12 protein-coding genes are annotated in these 18484 nt (G+C 66.8%); all 12 read right to left on the bottom strand.

Annotated features, from left to right (window positions below):
- Positions 1 to 94: 94 nt before the first annotated feature.
- Entirely contained in the window at positions 95 to 1417 is a 1323-nt protein-coding gene (locus tag AC6CR5_RS09435) for a cytochrome-c peroxidase (protein WP_498085564.1), read from the bottom strand.
- 189 nt (positions 1418 to 1606) lie between these two features.
- The gene (locus AC6CR5_RS09430) at positions 1607 to 2269 is read right to left on the bottom strand and encodes a hypothetical protein (RefSeq protein WP_498085563.1); all 663 of its coding nucleotides are present in this window, start codon (positions 2267 to 2269) and stop codon (positions 1607 to 1609) included.
- Between the two features lie 126 nt (positions 2270 to 2395).
- Positions 2396 to 5017 (bottom strand): secretin and TonB N-terminal domain-containing protein, encoded by a 2622-nt coding sequence (locus AC6CR5_RS09425; RefSeq protein WP_498085562.1) that lies wholly within the window; start codon positions 5015 to 5017, stop codon positions 2396 to 2398.
- A 102-nt stretch (positions 5018 to 5119) separates the two neighbouring features.
- Positions 5120 to 7756 carry a TonB-dependent receptor plug domain-containing protein gene (locus tag AC6CR5_RS09420; protein WP_498085561.1) on the bottom strand — a complete coding sequence of 879 codons (2637 nt, stop codon included), beginning with the start codon at positions 7754 to 7756 and terminating at the stop codon, positions 5120 to 5122.
- A gap of 191 nt (positions 7757 to 7947) precedes the next feature.
- Positions 7948 to 10518: a TonB-dependent receptor plug domain-containing protein gene (locus AC6CR5_RS09415; RefSeq protein ID WP_498085739.1), complete on the bottom strand. Its 2571-nt coding sequence runs from the start codon at positions 10516 to 10518 to the stop codon at positions 7948 to 7950.
- Between the two features lie 285 nt (positions 10519 to 10803).
- The gene (locus AC6CR5_RS09410) at positions 10804 to 11736 is read right to left on the bottom strand and encodes a FecR family protein (protein WP_200221527.1); all 933 of its coding nucleotides are present in this window, start codon (positions 11734 to 11736) and stop codon (positions 10804 to 10806) included.
- Positions 11733 to 12221 (bottom strand): RNA polymerase sigma factor, encoded by a 489-nt coding sequence (locus AC6CR5_RS09405; RefSeq protein ID WP_006386219.1) that lies wholly within the window; start codon positions 12219 to 12221, stop codon positions 11733 to 11735. The genes AC6CR5_RS09410 and AC6CR5_RS09405 overlap by 4 nt, the downstream gene beginning before the upstream one ends.
- 123 nt (positions 12222 to 12344) lie before the next feature.
- A complete protein-coding gene (locus tag AC6CR5_RS09400; protein WP_102964890.1) occupies positions 12345 to 14279 on the bottom strand; it encodes an ABC-F family ATP-binding cassette domain-containing protein in 1935 nt (644 codons plus the stop codon).
- On the bottom strand, positions 14276 to 15172 hold the full coding sequence (gene prmB, locus AC6CR5_RS09395; protein WP_498085560.1) for a 50S ribosomal protein L3 N(5)-glutamine methyltransferase: 897 nt from the start codon (positions 15170 to 15172) through the stop codon (positions 14276 to 14278). The genes AC6CR5_RS09400 and prmB overlap by 4 nt, the downstream gene beginning before the upstream one ends.
- Before the next feature lie 10 nt (positions 15173 to 15182).
- Positions 15183 to 16400 (bottom strand): succinyl-diaminopimelate desuccinylase, encoded by a 1218-nt coding sequence (dapE, locus tag AC6CR5_RS09390; protein ID WP_238919809.1) that lies wholly within the window; start codon positions 16398 to 16400, stop codon positions 15183 to 15185.
- The gene (dapD, locus tag AC6CR5_RS09385) at positions 16400 to 17221 is read right to left on the bottom strand and encodes a 2,3,4,5-tetrahydropyridine-2,6-dicarboxylate N-succinyltransferase (protein ID WP_006386215.1); all 822 of its coding nucleotides are present in this window, start codon (positions 17219 to 17221) and stop codon (positions 16400 to 16402) included. The genes dapE and dapD overlap by 1 nt, the downstream gene beginning before the upstream one ends.
- A 28-nt stretch (positions 17222 to 17249) precedes the next feature.
- Entirely contained in the window at positions 17250 to 18446 is a 1197-nt protein-coding gene (gene dapC, locus AC6CR5_RS09380; RefSeq protein ID WP_047991177.1) for a succinyldiaminopimelate transaminase, read from the bottom strand.
- Between the last annotated feature and the right edge of the window lie 38 nt (positions 18447 to 18484).

The following is an 18484-nucleotide window of genomic DNA, read 5'->3' as shown; positions in this document are numbered from 1 at the left end:
CAGGGCGCGGCCGTTCGCGCAGCGAAAGGTCCAATGGCCGCGGCTTTCGCCGCGGCCATTCTTTTTTCCAGCGCCGCGTTGTCGGCGGAGCGCATTACAAGGTCTTCAGGAACGCCAGCAGGGCGTCGATCTCGGCCGGGCTCAGGTCGAGCGGCTTGATGTGCGCCGACTTGCGCGGCGCATGCGGATCCGGGGGGTCGGCCGGCGGCGCTTCGCGGCCCATGCCGGCGTTGTACATCCGCAGCAGCCCCCGCAGGTCCGGGAACAGGCCGTTGTGCATCCATGGGCCGGCTTGCGCCACGTTGCGCAGGCTCGGCGTGCGGAACCTGCCCAGGTCGGCGGGATCGCGCGTGGCCTCGTAGCGCCCCAGGTCCTGGTTGCGGCGGCCGTAGAACGACAGGCCGATGTTGTGGAACTTGTGGTCGGTCAATAGCGGGCCGTTATGGCAGTTCATGCAGCGCGCCTGGGTGCGGAACAGGTGCAGGCCCAGCAGTTCGGTGTCGTCCAGCGCATCGGCGCGGCCGGCCAGGAAGTCATCGAAGCGCGTCTTCTCGGGGCGCAGCGAGGCCACGTAGGCGGCCAGTGCGCGCGCCAGGCGGTCGGCGTCGATCGCGGATGCCGGCGTCGATGCCGTCGTGGATGCCGTTGAGGTAGCCGCCGATGAAGCCGATGCAACTGTTGGTGAAGCCGATGCAGCCGCTGGAGACGCCGCCGCGGGCGCGCCGCCGAACGCCTCCAGGAAGCGCGGGGGATACATGTCGGTCTGCCGCAGTCGCGCCACCGCTCCGGTGGCGTCGTGGTTCATTTCCCGCGGGTCGTGCAGCGGCCCCATCACCTGTTCCTTGAGGCTGGCCGCGCGGCCATCCCAGAACAGCCGTGGCGCGAACGGCGCGGCATACAGCGGCGTGGAGCGGCGTCGGCCCATCAGCTTGTCCTCGCCCACCGCGAGCGGCAGGCCGTCGGTGAAGGCGCGCTGCGGCTGGTGGCAGGAGGCACAGGACACCTCGCCCTTGCGCGACAGGCGGGTATCGAAGAACAGCATCTGGCCCAGCGCCACGACTGCCGGCCGCGCCACGTCGGCGGCCAGTTCGGCCTGGCCGGGGTTGGCGGCGGTCCATTGCAGCGGGGGGCTGGCGACGGGCGGGACCGGCGCCCATTCATGCCATTGCACGCCGGCGTCGATGGTGGGCGTGGGCCAGGCGGCCGCGGGTCCGGAATAGCGCGCGCGCAGGCAGGCGATGTTCCAGCCCGCCGGGTCGTGGCAAGCGGCGGCGTTGGACGCGATGCCGGATGGCGTGGAGGCGGGCTGCTGGCCAGATGCGGCGGACGGGGTGAAGAGCATAAGGGCCAGCGGAATGGCATGCACGAAGGCGGCCAGGGCGTTCTGCTGGAGCCGGGATTTGCCACGCAGAGGCATCGATACGTTCCGTGTCGCGTTGGTGTCAGGCGTAGGACGCTGCGACATCTGCAATACCTCAGCACGCAATCGATGAATAATCTATATGGATTTCGATTTTTTGATTGATGCGTGAGATTCGATCGATGACCCGTGCCAGGCGCCTTTTGATTGGCGCCGCGTCGTTGCCGGTCCTGCCTTGCCGGTCCCTCATTCGCCAAGAAGGCGGAATGCCCCGTCGGGATCCCGTTCGACGATGCCGCGCCGTTCCGCTCGCGACAGCAGGGGTTCCAGGATGTAGTCGATATACGCCACGCCGTCCGGGCCCATCTTGATGCATCCCGCGCTGTCACCCGCCACCGGATAGCCGGTGTAGGCCTCGGCGTCGAGCACGAGCGCGCCGGGGCAGGGGGAGGGATGGGCGGCGGTCAGCAACCGGGTGTCGTCGGTGACATGCTTGCGGTAGAGATCGCGCGCGGTGTCCTTGAACAGGACCGGGCCACCCCGTCCGCCGTGGTGCATGATGAAGACGAATTCCCCCAGCGGCATGTCGTCGGGGATATGGCGATTGGTGGCGGGACTGTGGTACCGGGCCACGTAGGTCGCCAGGTCGGTGTAGAAGGCGGCGATCTGGCTGCCGGGGGCGTCCTTTTCGCCGGCGGCTTGATGGTGCGAGTACCAGGCCTCGTCCGTGTACTGGAACAGGCCCGATGCGCTCGAGCCGGCGTCGACGGCGCGCGGCGAGGCACCGAACGCCGATTCGATGTAGGCAATGTCTGCCGCGATCTGGATGGTCGGGGGGCTGAAGCCGCGCTGCCGGCCGTGGTCCACGATGGCGGCTTTGACTGCGGTCTGGGATCGGCTCAATGCCATGCAAATGCTCCTGCGTGACGGCGCGGCTGGCGTCCCGATGGAGAACCCGCGCCGTGGCCGGTATGGCCACGGCGCATGTTAGGGACGAAGACCGTGGCGCTCCATGGCGCATGGTCTGATTTGTCGTCAGAAGCGGTAGCCGACCTGCATCCAGAGTTCGCGCCCTGACTGATAGGTGCTGTTGTCGGCCGCCAGGTTGGGATTGCTTGCGACAATCGCGGGCATGCGGTTGAGCAGGTTCAGGATTTCCACCGTCAGTTCCAGGCGCGGCAGGAAGGTGGGTTGCCAGGTGAGCTGCGTGTCCCAGGTCCAATAGGACGGCAGGCCGCCCGACTTGTAGCTGTCCAGCAGGTACGGCGAGGGACCTTTGCCGACATACATGACGCCGTCGCGCCTGCCGCGCCAGTTCAGCATGTTGCTCCAGGCCAGCCCGGCCTTGGGGTAGGTGCCGGTGAGCGCGAGGGTGGCCACCTGGGGCTGGTAGAAACTCCTGGGCGGCAGGTCGATGACACGGATCTCCGAGCCGTTGTAGATCACCCGTTCGTCGGGGCCGCGGGCGTCGCCGCCATAGCCCGTGATCAGATCGGTGTTGGTCTTGCGCTTCTGCCAGCTCCACGAAGCTTGCATGGTCCAGCGGGTGGGGCCGGCATGCCAGGGTTCCAGCGTGTGCAATGTCAGGCTGACGGCGTCGGTGGTGGAGCCGCCGCCGTTGCGGTACTTGAAGCCCGTATTGATCTTGCCGGTCTTGATCCACTGCTGCCGGCCGTTGCGGCGCACATAGCTCAGCGAGCCCTCCAATCCCGCCACGCGCTGGCGCAGCGCCAGCGCCCATTCGTCGTCATACGGCATGCGCAGGCCGCTGTAGTCGACCGAGAAATCCTGCTCGTCCGCGGGTACCGGTTTGCCCTCGAAGTTCGTCACGCGTTTCAACAACCTCAGGCGCCTGGCCTCGAGCGCGGTTTCCAGGACGGGGCCGCCGTAGTAGCGCGACCAGCCGCCGCTCACCAAGGTGTTGCCCGACCCGAACACGTCCCAGTCCAGGCGCGTGCGCGGCGCCACGTTGTTGCTGCGGAACAGGCTCTCGTGGTCATAACGCAGCCCGGCATCCAGCGCCAGGCGACGCCACTCGATGCGGTCGGAAAGGTACAGGGCGGCCGTGCGGGAGCGCGCGCGCACATTGCCCGGCCGCCACAGCGACAGGTTGGTATCGACGTAGGTGTCCGCGCTGCGGTAGGTGCGCGTGTAGGCCGTGGACAGTTGCGGACGCTTGAAGGCTGCGTCGACCTGTTGCATGTCGATCCCCGCGTACACGTTGTGCGTGAACGCTTCGGTGTGCAGCGGATCGAGATCGATACGGCTCTTGAGCGCCAGGGTGTCCTGTTGCTTCTGTTCGCGGCCGAAGCCTCCCTTGAAATACGACGGCAACCCATACGGGCGCGTCGTCACCCACTCGCGGCTCATGGAGCGGCGGTTGCTCATGGCGTGGTCCCAGCCGGCCTGCAGCGTCAGGCGTCCCGCGCCGAGACGGTGTTCCAGGTTGCCGCTGACGCCATAGGCGCCATGGTTGTTGTCCCAATGCGTGTCGCGGAACATGTTGCTGGCCAGCGTTTCACCGCGGTCGCTGTATTTCAGCGTCAGGTCGGCCACCGTGTCGGCGCTGGCATGCACGCTGAATTTTCCCAGGAAATTGTCGATGCGATCGCCATAGATGTTGGGCGTGCGCAGGGGCTTGCCCTTGTCGTCCACGCTCATGATCCAGCGTTCGATCCTGGACTGCCGGTGCGACATGGCCAACACCAGGCCGGCCTTGTCGTTGACGGCGATGTCGGCCACGGCCGAATAGAAGCGTTTTTTCCATCGCGGCGTGAAGCCGGGTTCTCCTTGGGCCCATTTGTTCTCCTGGCCGGGCGAGACGCGCTGTTGGGTCATGTTCGACGTATTCCAGCGGTAATCGAACTTCAGGTGGTTCTCGCCGGAAAAGCGGCGCAGCCGCGCATCGACGACGCCGCCGTTGAAACGCCCGTACTCGACCGGGATGAAACTGTCGCGCACTTGCACGGCTTGCAGCAGACTGGTGTCGATGAAGTACGACTGCGGATTGCTGGGCACGTTGCCCCCCACCTGGGCCAGCTGCTTGTTGGCCGGGTCGACGCGATTGGTGGCGTCGATGCCATCGATCTGGAACAGGTTCTGGTAGGGACTGGCGCCGTGGAACGAAATGTCCTCGACATCGAGCGAGCCGCGATTCCGCGAGCCGGCCGCGCCCGGGTGGGGGCGCACCGCCGGGTGGTTGGCCACCAGCGTGCTCAGGTCGCGGTTGGACGATGGCGTGGCGGCGATCTCTTGCTGGTCGTAGAGGCGCTCGCCGACCTGATCGCCATAGACGCGCACGGGTTCCAGCCGCGAGGTGCTGGCCGGGTCCGGCTTGTCGACGTAGATGATGTAGCGGTTTTCGCCGTCCGCGCGCAGCGCCAGGCCCGAGCCTTCCAGCATCTGGTCAAGCGCCAGCCGGGCCGGAAACCGGCCCCGCACGACCGGCGACATCTTGTTCGCCACCGCGTCGGGCGGGAACGAGATCTCCAGCCCGGATTGGCGGCCCAGTTCGACCAGCGCGTCGCCCAGCGGCAGGGAGGGGATGCACAGGCGCAGGGTGTCGGTCAGCGGCTGGGCGGCCGCGGGAATGGCCAGGCCCAGCAAGGTGCAGAAAAGAAGCGTCGATGTGCGTGTGGGGTGCAAATGGCGTGGCATGAGGGCGTCCCTGGCTCCGTGGATTTCGGCAGTGGGACGCCGCAAGCCAGCCAGGACCTCAGCTGTGAAGCAACGAACGGTCGGTCATATCGTCCGATTTCGTCAGTAGCGGTAGCCGATCTGTAGCCAGAGTTCGCGTCCGGACTGATAGGTACGATGGTCCGCCGTGAGTCTGGGTCGATTGCCCGTGACTGCTGGCATGCGATTGAGCAGGTTCAGAACTTCGATCGTCAGTTCCAGGTTGCGCGCGAAGGTGGGCTGCCATTTCAACTTGGTGTCCCAGGTCCAGTAGGATGGCAACCTTTCCGATGTGTAGCTGTTGAGAAAGTCCGGAGCCGGTCCTTTGCCTGCATAGAAAATCGCGTCGCGGGCACCGCGCCAGTTGAATGCGTTGCTCCACGTGAGGCCCGCTCCCGGATACGCGCCGGTCACGGTCAAGGTGGCGACTTGCGGTTGGAAGAATGAATTGGTTGGCAGGTCGAAGGCGCGAATCTGCGCATTGTTATAGAGCACCTGTTCATCAGGGTCCCCCGCGTGGTCGTTATAGCCCTTGGCCAACTCGGTATTGGCCCGGCGCCGCTGCCAGCCCCAAGTGGCGCGCATGGTCCAGCGGGTTCTTCCCAGGGCCATCGGATGAAGCGTATGCACGGTCAGGTTGATGCCGTCGGTCGTGGAACGACCATCGCTGTTGTAGCGGGAAGCATTGGCGTTGATGTTGACGTTTGTCCACTGGTCCCGCCCGTCGCGATGCACATAGTTCAGCGCGCCCTCCAAACCCGCCAATCGTTGGCGCAGCGATATCGCCCATTCATCGTCATACGGCGTGCGCAGCCCTTTGTAGTCCACCGTGTACGGTTTGCGGCCATTCGCCCTCGGGTTTCCGTCCTTGTCCGTCTCGTTTATTTTCAGGCGCGCACGCTCCGCCTCCATGGCGATGCCCAGTATCTGTGCGCCGTAGTAGCGGGACCATCCCATGCTCAGCACGGTGTTGTCCGTTCCGAACATGTCCCAATCCAGGCGCGTGCGGGGCGCCAGATTGTTGTTGCCAAGAAAACTGTCGCGGTCGTAGCGCAGCCCGGCATCCAGGGCCAGCCGTTTCCATTCGATACGATCCGACAGATACAGGCTGGCAGTGTGATGCTTTACCTCAGCTGTGCCGGGCAGGTAGTGGGTTCTATTGCTATCTTGGACAGTGCCATCGGCGAACTGGCTGCGGCGGTACGCATACGCGTCCTGAAATCGCTTGAATCGGGCGTGGGTCTGCTCCAGCTCGGAACCTGCGTAGACAGTATGGGTAAACATGCCGGTGCGTCGCGGATCGAGGTCAACGCGGCCCTTGAGAACTTCCGTGTCCTGCAGCGTCTGTTCCTTGCCAAAGCCCACCACCGAGTACTGCACTTTTTTGATCGGCGGAGTGAAATAGGATACGAACTCTTCACGAACGGACTGCCGGTGGCTGGTGGCGCGATCCCATCCCGCTTGTAGTGAGAAGCGCCCACCCTGGAATCGATGTTCCAGTTTGCCGTTGACGCCGCGTCCGCCGTGATAATTGTCCCAGGTTGTGTCGCGGAAATAGGCGTCGGCCAGAGCCTGGTGATACTCGCTGTATTTCAGCGTCAGGTCGGCGACGGTGTCTGAGGACGGACGCACACTGAATTTTCCCAGGAGATTATCGATCTGGTTGCTGTAGGTTCCTTCGCGCAACTCCGGTTGGCCCTTGCTATCAACGCCCATAGCTGCTCGCGTGATGTCGGATTGGCGACGAGATAATGCCAATACCATGCCGGCCTTTTCGCTGAATGCGACATCGCCTAGTGCCGAGTAAAAGTTCTTCTTCCACCTGGGTGAATAGTCGAAGTGGCCCTGTGACCACTTTTGCTCGTCGCCATGCGCCGTGCGCTGTTGTGTCATGTTGGAGTTGTTCCAACGGTAGTCCAGTTTCAGATGGTTCTGCCCGGAGAAGCGGCGCAATTTCGCATCCACCACGCCGCCAGTGAAGTGACCGTATTCCACAGGCACAAAGCTGTCATGCACTTGCACCGCTTCCAGCAGACTGGTGTCGACGAAGTAGGACTGCGAATTGCTGGGTACGTTGTTTACGACCAGGTTCGGATTCTTGCTAGCCGGATCAACGCGGTTGGTGGCGTCCATGCCATCGATCTGGAACAGATTCTGGTAAGGGCTGGCGCCATGGAATGAAATGTCCTCGACGTCCAACGATCCCCGATTCTTCGAACCGGCCGCGCCCGGATTCGTCCGCACCGCCGGATGCGTGGCCACCAAGGTGCTCAGATCCCGGTTCGACGATGGCGTTTGCGCGATTTCCTCGCGGCTGTAGACGCGTTCGCCGATCTGCTCGCCATAGATCCGCACCGGCTCCAGCCGCGATACGGAGAACGGATTGGTCTTGTCCACGAACACGATATAGCGGCCCGGCCCGTCGGCGCGCAGCGCCAGGCCGGAACCTGCCAGCAACTGGTTCAGCGCCGCCAGCGCCGAGGTTTCGCCCCGCAGGGCGGACGAGACCTTGCCGGCGACGGCGGCCGGCGGAAACGAAATCTGCAGGCCCGACTGGCGGCCCAGCGCCAGCAAGGCGTCGCCCAGCGGTTGCGCCGGAATGTCGTAGGCGAAGGTGCGGTCGGGCGACTGGGCCAGGGCGGGCGCGGTCGTGGCCAGCATGGCGCAGAAGATCGCGATCGACGCGGAGGGGCGGAAACGGCCGTTGAAAGAGCGGGGCATGCAAGCGTCCTTGGCTGAATGAAAACCAGCCATAGGACGCCGCGGTCGGTGCAGTACCTCAGCGCCAAAACGGCGAATGTGCGCGGTGGCGTGTCGAACTCAGACCAGATGAATGCTCGCGCCGAATGTAAGGCCCGTTTGTCAGGTCCGTTTTTCAGGCCCGTTTGTCAGCCCCGCTGGTCAGGCCCGTTTCAGAACCGATATCCCACCTGTAGCCACAGTTCGCGTCCCGACTGGAACGTGCTGCGGTTGGTCTTCAGGTTCGGGTTGCTGGCCGTGACCGCCGGCATGCGGTTCAGCAGGTTCAGCACTTCCACCGTGAATTCCAGGTTGCGCGCGAACGTCGGCTGCCAGGCCAGCTTGGTGTCCCAGGTCCAGTACGACGGCAATTCGCCCGATTCGTAGCGGTCGAGGGATTGCGGCCGCGGGCCGACGCCGACGTAGATGGTGGCGTCGCGCTTGCTGCGCCAGTTCAGCTTGTTGCTCCACGTCAGTCCCATGCGCGGGTAGGCGCCGATCAGTGTGAGCGAGGCGACCTGGGGCTGGTAGAAGGTGCTGGGCGGCAGGTCGATGGCGCGGATCTCCGAGCCGTTGTAGATCACCCGGTCGTCCGGGTCGCGCGCATCGGCGGTGTAGCCCGTGACCAGGTCGCCGTTGGTCTTGCGCTTCTGCCAGCTCCACGATGCCTGCATGTTCCAGCGCGTTGGCCCCAGGCGCCAGGGCTCCAGCGTGCGCAGCGTCAGGCTGACGCCGTCGGTGGTGGAAAAGCCGTCGTTGGCATAGGTGTAGCCGGCCGCGTCGGTGCCGCTCTTGGTCCATTGGTCGCGGCCGTTGCGATGCACGTAGCTCAGCAGGCCTTCGATGCCCGCCATGCGCTGGCGCAGCGACACCGCCCATTCGTCGTCATACGGCATGCGCAGGCCGCGGTAATCGACGAAGTACTCCTTGCCGCCATCGGCCACGGGCCTGCCCTTGCTGTCGAGCACCTGGCGGCGCAGGCGGCTGCGTTCGGCCTCCAGCGCCGTCTCCAGCACCTCGCTGCCGTAGTAGCGCGACCAGCCCGCGCTCAGCAGCGTGTCGCCGGAGCCCAGCACGTCCCACTCCAGGCGGGTACGCGGCGACACGTTGGTGTTGCCCAGGAAGGTCTCGCGGTCGTAGCGCAGCCCGGCGTCCAGCGCCAGCCGTTGCCACTCGATGCGGTCGGACAGGTACACGCTTGCCATGCTGTATTTCACGTTGACCGTGCCGGGCAGATAGTGGACCTTGCTGAAGTCCTGGTGGGCGCCCTTGTTGTCGTAGACGCGGCGGAACGAATACGAGTCCTGGAAGCGCTTGAAGCCCGCCTCGACCTGCTGCAGGTCGGCGCCCGCGTACAGGCTGTGGGTGAAGATGCCGGTGCGCACCGGATCCAGGTCGACGCGGCCCTTGAGGGTCCAGGTGTCCTGCCGCGTCTGCTCCTTGCCGAAGCCGCCCGCGGTGTATCGCGGCAGCCTGTAGGGTTGGTAAGTCACCAGCTCGTCGCCGACGGACTGCCGGTCGCTGGTGGCGTGGTCCCAGCCGGCCTGCAGCGCGAAGCGCCCGCCCTGGAACAGATGCTCGAGGTTGCCGCTCAGGCCGTAGGCGCCGTGGTTGTTGTCCCAACGGGTGTCGCGGAACAGGTAGCTGGACAGGGTCTCGCTGCGGTCGCTGTATTTCAGCGTCAGGTCGGCGGTGGTGTCGGCGCTGGCGCGCACGCTGAACTTGCCCAGGAAGTTGTCGACGCGGTCGCGATAGGTGTCCTGGCCCTGCTGCGGCTGGCCGTCGTCGTCCACCCCCATGTTCCAGCGCGTGATGTCGGATTCGCGGCGCGACATGGCCAGCACCACGCCGGCTTTGTCGTTGAAGGCGAAGTCGCCCACTGCCGAGTAGAAGCGCTTTTTCCATTCGGGGGAATAGCCCGGCTGGCCCTGCGCCCAGCTGTTCTCCTCGCCCTCGGACACGTGCTGTCGCGTCATCTTCGACGTGTTCCAGCGGTAGTCGAACTTCAGGTGGTTTTCGCCGGAAAAGCGGCGTAGCCGCGCATCCACCACGCCGCCGGTGAAGCGGCCGTACTCGACCGGCACGAAGCTGTCGTAGACGCGCACCGATTCCAGCAGGCTGGTGTCGATGAAGTACGACTGCGGATTGCTGGGCACGTTGCCGACCTGCAGGTTCAGGTTCTTGCTGGCCGGGTCGACGCGGTTGGTGGCGTCGATGCCGTCGATCTGGAACAGGTTCTGGTAGGGGCTGGCGCCGTGGAAGGAAATGTCCTCGACGTTGAGCGAGCCGCGATTCTGCGAACCGGCGGCGCCCGGGTTGGTGCGCACCGCCGGATGGTTTGCCACCAGCGTGCTCAGGTCGTGGTTGGAGGAGGGCGTGGTGGCGATCTCCTCCTTGTCGAAAACGCGTTCGCCGGTCTGCTCGCCATAGACGCGCACGGGCTCCAGCCGCGAGGTCGAGAATGGGTTGGCCTTGTCGACGAACACGATGTAGCGGCCAGGACCGTCGGCGCGCAGGGCCAGGCCGGAGCCGGCCAGCAGGCGATCGAGCGCCAGCAGCGCCGAATATTCGCCGTGCAGGGCGGGGGCCATCTTGCCGGCCACCGCGGCCGGCGGGAAGGAGATTTCCAGGCCGGACTGGCGCCCCAGCGCGAGCAGCGCATTGCCCAGGGACTGGGCCGGCATGTCGTAGGTTTGCGTGCGCGCTGGCGGCTGGGCGCCAACGGGCGCGGCAATGGCCAGCATGAGGCAAAGAAGGGCGGCCGGGACGCCGGACCGGCGCCTGCCGTCAAGAGGAAAAGGCATGAAAACGTCCTACGCTGTGGTGATGTCAGCCGTAGGACGCGACGTAGGACGAAACCCCTCATTGCGGAATTGATGAATAATTTATATTGATTCTTATTTACCGATTGGGAAATGCCTGGAACGGGGGAGGGACGCGGCTGGTTTTGCCTGACCCAGGCAACGCGCGGGGCGGTCCAGGCACATGCAGACCGCGCCCGCCGTGCCATGCCCGCGGCGGGGCCGTGGTCAGCGCAGGATCAGAAGGCCGGGCAGGTCGGTGATCTCGACCTTGGTCTGCGCCAGCAGCAGGTCGAGCGCGCGCCTGGGATCGGCGATGCCGGCCGTGCCGGACACACGCGTGGCGCGCGCCCGCTCGCCCCATACCAGGATGCGCTTGCCGGTGTAGCGCGCCAGTTGCGCGGCGACGTCGGGCAGCGCGGTGTCGTTGAAGGCCAGCAGCCCCTGGCTCCAGGCGGGCGCGGTTTCGGGGGGGGCCGGGTCGCGATCGATGCCGTTGGCCGAAACCGTCATGCGTTGCCCGGCGTCCAGTGTCTGCGGTTGCCGGTCCGCGCAGGCCAGGCATTGCACCGCCACCTGGTGCGTGTAGACGGTGATGCGGGTTGTGTCGCTGTCGCGAGCGACCGTGTAGCGGGTGCCCAGGGCCGTGACGGTGGCGTCCGCCGTGACGACGGTGAAGGCGGGCCCGTCGGCGCCGCGCGGCGCGGCTTCGAACAGCGCCCGGCCGGCCAGCAGGCGCACCTCGCGCCTCTCGGGGCCGAAGTCCAGGGCGATCGCCGAATGCGCGTCCAGGATGGCGCGTGAACCGTCGGGCAGGGCGACGCGCAGCGGCTGCGTGTCGCTCGCGTAGTCGGCGCCGGGCTGGAAGTCGCGCAGCGTATAGGCGGTGATGCCGGCGGCGGCGACGAGCGCCAGCGCCAGCGCCGTGCGGCGCTTGCGGGGCGGGCGCGCGGCCAGCTTGCCACGATCGATCTCGCCCATGCGGCGCCACACCCGCGCCAGCCGCTCGTAGGCGGCGGCATGGCGCGGATCGGCGTGGTACCAGGCGTCGAATTCGGCCTGCGCCTGCGGGTCCAGCGGCTGGCCGCTGCGGCGGATGACCCAGCGCGAGGCCTGCTCGTCGGCGCTCGCGGCGGGGCCAAGGGCGTCAGTCCTGCTCACGCCGACAGCGCCAGGTCGCAGGCCAGCAGGATGCGCATCATGTGTTTCTCGACCGCGCTGACCGAGATCGCGAGGCGCTCGGCGATGGCGCGGTAGGTCAGCCCTTCGTGGCGATGCAGGACGAACACGTCGAGGCTGCGGCGCGGCTGGCGCAGCAGCGCCGCTTCGAGCCGGCGCAGCAGCTGGTTGGCCGAGGCCACTTCCAGCGTGTCGGCCTCGAAGGCCGGCGGCTGCGCCGCGGCGTAGTCGGCGACCGTGCTCAGTTCGCGGCCGCGGCGCCGGTGCCAGTCGGTGGCGATATTGGCCGCCACGCGAAACACATAGGCGCGGTCGTTGTCCGGCAGGGTCTTGTCCTGGAACTCTGCCAGCTTGATCCAGGTGTCCTGGGCGCAGTCCTGGGCCACGTCGCGCGAGCCCGTGCGCATGGCCAGAAAGCCCAGCACTTCGCGGTAGTGCCGGAGAAATACGTCGGTAAGCGAAGACATGTCGCTGACGCCTCGCGCCAGATAGAGTCAGATTCGCGTCAAATTATAAATGATAATTATTATTGTTATTGAGTATTGCCTGCCGATGGCAAGGGCGGACGGCGCATGCCGTCCGCCCGCGGCTCAGGCTTCGCCCTGCTCGATCTCTTCGAGCGAGCCCTGCAGCTCCAGCCACTGCTCTTCCAGCGTTTCCATGCGCTTGCCGTGTTCGCCATGTTCGGCCATGACCTTCTGGCGCTCGGCGCGGCGCGCGTCGGAATACAGGTCCGGGTCGGCGATGACGCCGTCCAGCGCCTGCAGCTTGGCCCGCAGTTTCTCCATCTCGGCCTCGACCTTGGCCAGCTTGGCTTCCAGCGGCTTGCGCAGCGCCGACAGGCGCTGGCGCTGCTCGGCCTCGGCGCGGCGTTGCGCCTTGCGGTCGACCACGGCCTCGCCGTTCTCGGCGTTCTCGCGGGCGGCCTCGGCGCGTTCGCCGGCGTTGCGGGCCGCCAGCCAGTCGCGGTAGTCCTCCAGGTCGCCGTCGAATTCGCGCACGGCGCCGTCGGCCACGATCCAGAAGCTGTCCACGGTGGTGCGCAGCAGGTGGCGATCGTGCGACACCAGCAGCATGCTGCCGCCGAACTCGGCCAGCGCCGCGGCCAGGGCCTCGCGCGTTTCGACGTCCAGGTGGTTGCTGGGCTCGTCCAGCAGCAGCAGGTTGGGCTTCTGCCAGACGATCAGCGACAGGGCCAGGCGGGCTTTCTCGCCGCCCGACATGGGGCCGACCTTGCTATTGACCGTGTCGCCCGAGAAGCCGAAGCCGCCCAGGTAATTGCGCAATTCCTGCTCGCGCGTTTCCGGCGACAGCCGCGCCAGGTGGGCCAGCGGCGTGCTGTCCACGTCCAGCATGTCGAGCTGGTGCTGGTGGAAGTAGCCGATCGCCAGCCCGCGCGAGGCGCGGCGTTCGCCCGCCTGCACCGGCAGTTCCTCGGCCAGGGTCTTGATCAGCGTGCTCTTGCCGGCGCCGTTGGCGCCCAGCACGCCGACGCGGCTGCCGGCGCGCACCATCAGCGTCACGTCGCGCAGGATCGGCACCTCGTTGCCGGCCGCGTCGGTGTAGCCGGCCGACAGGTGTTCCAGCGTCAGCAGCGGATCCGGCACCTGCTCGGGCGAGGGGATGCGGATGTCGATGCCGGCCTCGGCGTGCAGCGGCGCCAGCACCTGCATGCGCGCCAGGGCCTTGACCCGGCTCTGGGCCTGCTTGGCCTTGGAGGCCTTGGCCTTGAAGCGGTCGATGAAGCCTTGCAGGCGCGCCGCTTCGCGGGTCTGGCGTTCGTAGGCAATGTTGGTCTGGCGCAGGCGCTCGGCGCGCTGTGTCAGGAAATCGCCGTAGCCGCCGCGGTAGCGCACCAGCTTGGCGTGGTCGAAATGCAGGATGGACTTGGCCACCGCGTCCAGGAACTCGGTGTCGTGGGAGATCAGCATGACGGTGCCGGGATAGGCGGCCAGCCATTTCTCCAGCCACAGCATGGCGTCCAGGTCCAGGTGGTTGGTGGGTTCGTCCAGCAGCAGCAGTTCGGACGGCGCCATCAGCGCGCGCGCCAGCGCCAGGCGCATGCGCCAGCCGCCGGAGAAACTCGCCACCGGCTGGGTCCATTCGGCCGGCTTGAAGCCCAGGCCGGCCAGCAGTTGCTCGGCGCGCGAGGCCGCGCTCCAGGCGCCGGCCTCCACCAGCGCCGCCTCGACCTCGGCGATCTGCGTGCCCTGGTCGTCGGTCAGCTCGGCGCGGCGCGCCTGCAGCGCGCGCAGCGGCGTGTCGCCGTCGATGACGAATTCCCGCGCGGGGCGGTCGTCGGCATGCAGTTCCTGTTCGACGCTGGCGATGCGCCAGCCGGCCGGCAGCGCCAGGTTGCCGGCGTCCAGGTCCAGCGCGCCGGTCAGCAGCGCGAACAGCGACGACTTGCCGGCGCCGTTCTTGCCGACGATGCCGACGCGTTCGCCGGGGTGCACCACGAATTCGGCGTCGTCCAGCAGCACCTTGGTGCCGCGACGCAGGGTCAATCCAGAGGCGCGGATCACGTCGTCAACTGCTCGCGGGTCAGCAACAGCAGCTGGTCGGAGGCTTGCTCCGTATCCAGCCACACCGGCGACAGTTCAGGGAAGGCGGCTTCGAAGAAATCGCGCTCGTGGCCGATCTCCAGCACCAGCACGCCGTTCTCCGACAGGTAGCGCGGGGCCGCCTGCAGGATGCGGCGCACCAGGTCCATGCCGTCGGCGCCGCCTGCCAGGGCCAGGTGCGGCTCGTGGCGGTATTCCTGCGGCAGCACGTCCATCGAGCCGCTGTTGACGTAGGGCGGGTTGCAGACGATGACGTCGTACTGGCGTTCGGGCAGGCTGTCGAACAGATCGCTCTGGTGCAGCGCCAGCCGGTCGGCCAGGCCGTAGTCGTCGACGTTGCGGCGGGCGACCTCGAGCGCGTCGGGCGACACGTCGACGGCGTCCACCTGCGCGTACGGGAAGGCCAGCGCCGACAGGATCGCCAGGCAGCCCGAGCCGGTGCACATGTCCAGCACGCTGTCGACGGCCTGCGCGTCCTGCACCCAGGGCGACAGGCCTTCGTCCAGCAGTTCCGCGATGGGCGAGCGCGGCACGATGACGCGCGCGTCCACGTAGAAGCGATGCCCGCGCAGCCAGGCCTCGTTGGTGAGATAGGCGGCCGGCACGCGCTCGGTGACGCGGCGGTCGATCAGGTCCAGCACTCGGTTGCGTTCTTCGTCGAGCACGCGGGCGTCCAGGAAGGGTTCCAGCGTGTCCAGCGGCAGGTGCAGCGCGTGCAGGACCAGGTAGACCGTCTCGTCCCAGGCGTTGTCGCTGCCGTGTCCCAGCGCCACCTGGGCGGCGTTCAGGCGCGATACGCCGTAGCGGATCAGGTCGCGCAGGGTCAGCAGTTCTTGGCGGGCGTTTTGAGGCATGAGAGGCTTTTTACTTGGCGGGCAGGAGGAGGTTTTCCAGCGTGCGCCGATAGATGTTCTTGAGCGGGTCCAGCGAGGCCAGCTCGATACGCTCGTTGACCTTGTGGATCGTGGCGTTGCACGGGCCGAACTCGATGACCTGCGGGCAGATCTTGGCGATGAAGCGGCCGTCGGACGTGCCGCCGGTGGTCGACAGCTCGGCCGTCACGCCGGTCTCGTCGCGGATGGCCTTGACCAACGCATCGGTCAGCGAACCGCGCGGGGTCAGGAAAGGCTCGCCGCCCAGTTCCCAGTCCAGCGTGTATTCCAGGCCATGGCGGTCCAGCACTTCGTGCACCCGCGCCTTCAGGCTTTCCGGCGTGCTGGCGGTGGAGAAGCGGAAGTTGAACAGCGCCACCGCCTCGCCCGGCACCACGTTGGTGGCGCCCGTGCCCGAGTTCAGGTTCGAGACCTGGAACGTGGTCGGCGGGAAGTATTCGTTGCCCTGGTCCCATTCGATCGCGACGATCTCGGCCAGCGCCGGCGCCAGCTGGTGCACCGGGTTGCGCGCCAGGTGCGGGTAGGCCACGTGGCCCTGGATGCCCTTGACCGTGAGCTTGCCCGACAGCGAGCCGCGGCGGCCGTTCTTGCAGGTGTCGCCGAGCACGTCGCCCGAGGTGGGTTCGCCGACGATGCAGTAGTCCATCTGCTCGCCGCGCGCCTTGAGCGCGTCACAGACGATGGCGGTGCCGTCGATCGACGGGCCTTCCTCGTCGGACGTGATCAACAGGGCGATCGAGCCGCCGTGCCGCGGGTTGGCCGCCACGAATTCCTCGGCCGCCACCACGAAGGCGGCGATCGAGCTTTTCATGTCAGCGGCGCCGCGGCCATAAAGGTAGCCATCGCGCTCGGTGGGCACGAACGGATCGCTTTCCCACTTCTCGCGCGGGCCCGGCGGCACCACGTCGGTGTGGCCGGCGAAGACCGCCAGCGGCGCAGTGTCGCCACGGCGCGCCCACAGGTTGGTGACACCGCCCTGGGCGATGGTCTCGCAGGTGAAGCCGATGCGCGCCAGGCGCGCGGCCAGCGTCGCCTGGCAATCGGCGTCCGCCGGGGTGACCGACGGACGGGCGATCAGGTCCTTGACCAGATCCAGAACAACCGAAGGAGGTTGGCCCTCCTGCCGCTGCGCGGCTGCCTCCCCAAGGGAGGGTGCACGCCCTTCGGGCGGCCGTGCGGTCGTGCGCATTACGCCCTCAGCAGATCGTTGATGCTGGTCTTGGCGCGGGTCTGCGCGTCGACACGCTTGACGATGACGGCGCAGGCCAGGCTGTGCGAGCCGTCGGCCGAGGGCAGCGAGCCCGGCACCACCACCGAACCCGACGGCACGCGGCCGTAGGTGACCTTGCCCGTGGCGCGGTCATAGATCTTGGTGCTTTGCGACAGGTACACGCCCATGGCCAGCACCGAGTTCTCTTCGACTATCACGCCTTCCACGACTTCCGAGCGGGCGCCGATGAAGCAGTTGTCTTCGATGATGGTGGGGTTGGCCTGCAGCGGCTCGAGCACGCCGCCGATGCCGACGCCGCCGGACAGGTGGACGTTCTTGCCGATCTGGGCGCACGAACCGACGGTGGCCCAGGTGTCGACCATGGTGCCTTCATCGACGTAGGCGCCGATGTTGACGTAGGAGGGCATCAGCACCACGTTGCGGCCGATGAAGGCGCCGCGGCGGGCGACGGCGGGCGGCACCACGCGGTAGCCGCCTTGCTTGAAGGCGTTGTCGCCGTATTCCGAGAACTTGAGCGGCACCTTGTCGTAGAACTGCAGCGGGGCCTGGCCCATGATGGCGTTGTCGTACAGGCGGAACGACAGCAGCACGGCCTTCTTGATCCACTGGTGCACGACCCAGTCGTCGTTGATTTTCTCGGCCACGCGCAGGCGGCCCAGGTCCAGCCCGTCGATGGTGTGTTCGACGGCTTCGCGCACTTCGGCGCTGGCGTCGACGGGCGACAGGTTGGCCCGGTCGTCCCAGGCTTTTTCGATGGTGGTCTGCAGGTCGAGAGTCATAGCGGCTCAGCTTTTCAAAAAAGGTTGATCAAACAGAAGTATGTACGAAATGGGCGATGCGTTCGGCCGCCTGCACGCAGTCGGCCAACGGCGCCACCAGGGCCAGGCGGATGCGGCCCTGTCCCGGATTCACGCCATGCGCTTCGCGCGCCAGGAAGCTGCCCGGCAGCACGGTAACACCGGTACGGCCGTACAGGTCGCGCACGAAGGCGGTATCCGAGCCCGGCGTGGCCGCCCACAGGTAGAACGAGGCTTGCGGCCGCGAGACGTCCAGCACGTTCTGCAGGATCGGCAGCACGGCCTCGAACTTCTCGCGGTACAGGCGGCGGTTGTCCTTGACGTGGGTCTCGTCGGTCCAGGCGGCGATGCTGGCGGCCGACACCAGCGGGCTCATGGCGCTGCCATGATACGTGCGGTACAGCAGGAAGCGGCCGATCAGCGCGGCATCCCCGGCCACGAAGCCCGAGCGCAGCCCCGGCACGTTGGAACGCTTGGACAGGCTGGAGAACGCCACCAGGTTGCGGTAGTCGTCGCGGCCCAGGCGGCGCGCCGCCTGCAGGCCGCCCAGCGGCGGATTGCCTTCGTCCAGGTAGATCTCGGAATAGCACTCGTCGGAGGCGATCACGAAGCCGTAGCGGTCGGACAGGGCGAACAGGTCCTTCCATTCGTCCAGCGACATGACGTTGCCGGCCGGGTTGCCCGGCGAGCAGACGAATACCAGGCGGGTCTTTTTCCAGATGTCTTGCGGCACCTGGGTCCAGTCGCAGGCGAAATTGCGCAGCGCGTCGGCGTTGACGTAGTAGGGCGTGGCGCCGGCCAGCAGGGTGGCGCCTTCGTAGATCTGGTAGAACGGGTTGGGGCAGATCACCACCGATCCGGCCGACGGATCGATCACCGTCTGGGTGAAGGCGAACAGGGCCTCGCGCGAGCCCAGCGCCGGCAGCACCTGGGTCTCGGCATCGGGCGCCGGGATGCTGTAGCGCCGCGCCAGCCAGTCGGCGATGGCCCGGCGCAGTGCGGGATCGCCCTTGGTTGACGGATACACCGACAAGCCGCCAAGATGATCGCGAATGGCCTGTCCCACGCGCTCGGGCGCGGCGTGCTTGGGCTCGCCGATCGACAGGTTGATGGGCGTCAGGCCGTCCGGCTGCGCGCTGGCCGAGGCCAGCAGGGCGCGCAATTTTTCGAACGGGTAGGGGTGCAGGGCATCGAGGCGCGGATTCATGACGCAAGATTTTAACAAGCAAGCTACAATAGCGGGCT

This window comes from Achromobacter sp. EG18 (genome assembly GCF_059759395.1).
Note: the sequence above shows the minus strand (reverse complement) of the source record. Positions and strands in the feature narration are given on the sequence as shown.

What these genes read in the sequence shown, in the direction of transcription:
- dapD (WP_006386215.1), bottom strand. Translation starts at nt 17,221, where the DNA reads ATGACTCTCGACCTGCAGACCACCATCGAAAAAGCCTGGGACGACCGG.
- AC6CR5_RS09430 (WP_498085563.1), bottom strand. Translation starts at nt 2,269, where the DNA reads ATGGCATTGAGCCGATCCCAGACCGCAGTCAAAGCCGCCATCGTGGAC.
- AC6CR5_RS09415 (WP_498085739.1), bottom strand. Translation starts at nt 10,518, where the DNA reads ATGCTGGCCATTGCCGCGCCCGTTGGCGCCCAGCCGCCAGCGCGCACG.
- AC6CR5_RS09435 (WP_498085564.1), bottom strand. Translation starts at nt 1,417, where the DNA reads ATGCCTCTGCGTGGCAAATCCCGGCTCCAGCAGAACGCCCTGGCCGCC.
- dapE (WP_238919809.1), bottom strand. Translation starts at nt 16,400, where the DNA reads ATGCGCACGACCGCACGGCCGCCCGAAGGGCGTGCACCCTCCCTTGGG.
- dapC (WP_047991177.1), bottom strand. Translation starts at nt 18,446, where the DNA reads ATGAATCCGCGCCTCGATGCCCTGCACCCCTACCCGTTCGAAAAATTG.
- AC6CR5_RS09420 (WP_498085561.1), bottom strand. Translation starts at nt 7,756, where the DNA reads ATGCCCCGCTCTTTCAACGGCCGTTTCCGCCCCTCCGCGTCGATCGCG.
- AC6CR5_RS09405 (WP_006386219.1), bottom strand. Translation starts at nt 12,221, where the DNA reads ATGTCTTCGCTTACCGACGTATTTCTCCGGCACTACCGCGAAGTGCTG.
- AC6CR5_RS09425 (WP_498085562.1), bottom strand. Translation starts at nt 5,017, where the DNA reads ATGCCACGCCATTTGCACCCCACACGCACATCGACGCTTCTTTTCTGC.
- prmB (WP_498085560.1), bottom strand. Translation starts at nt 15,172, where the DNA reads ATGCCTCAAAACGCCCGCCAAGAACTGCTGACCCTGCGCGACCTGATC.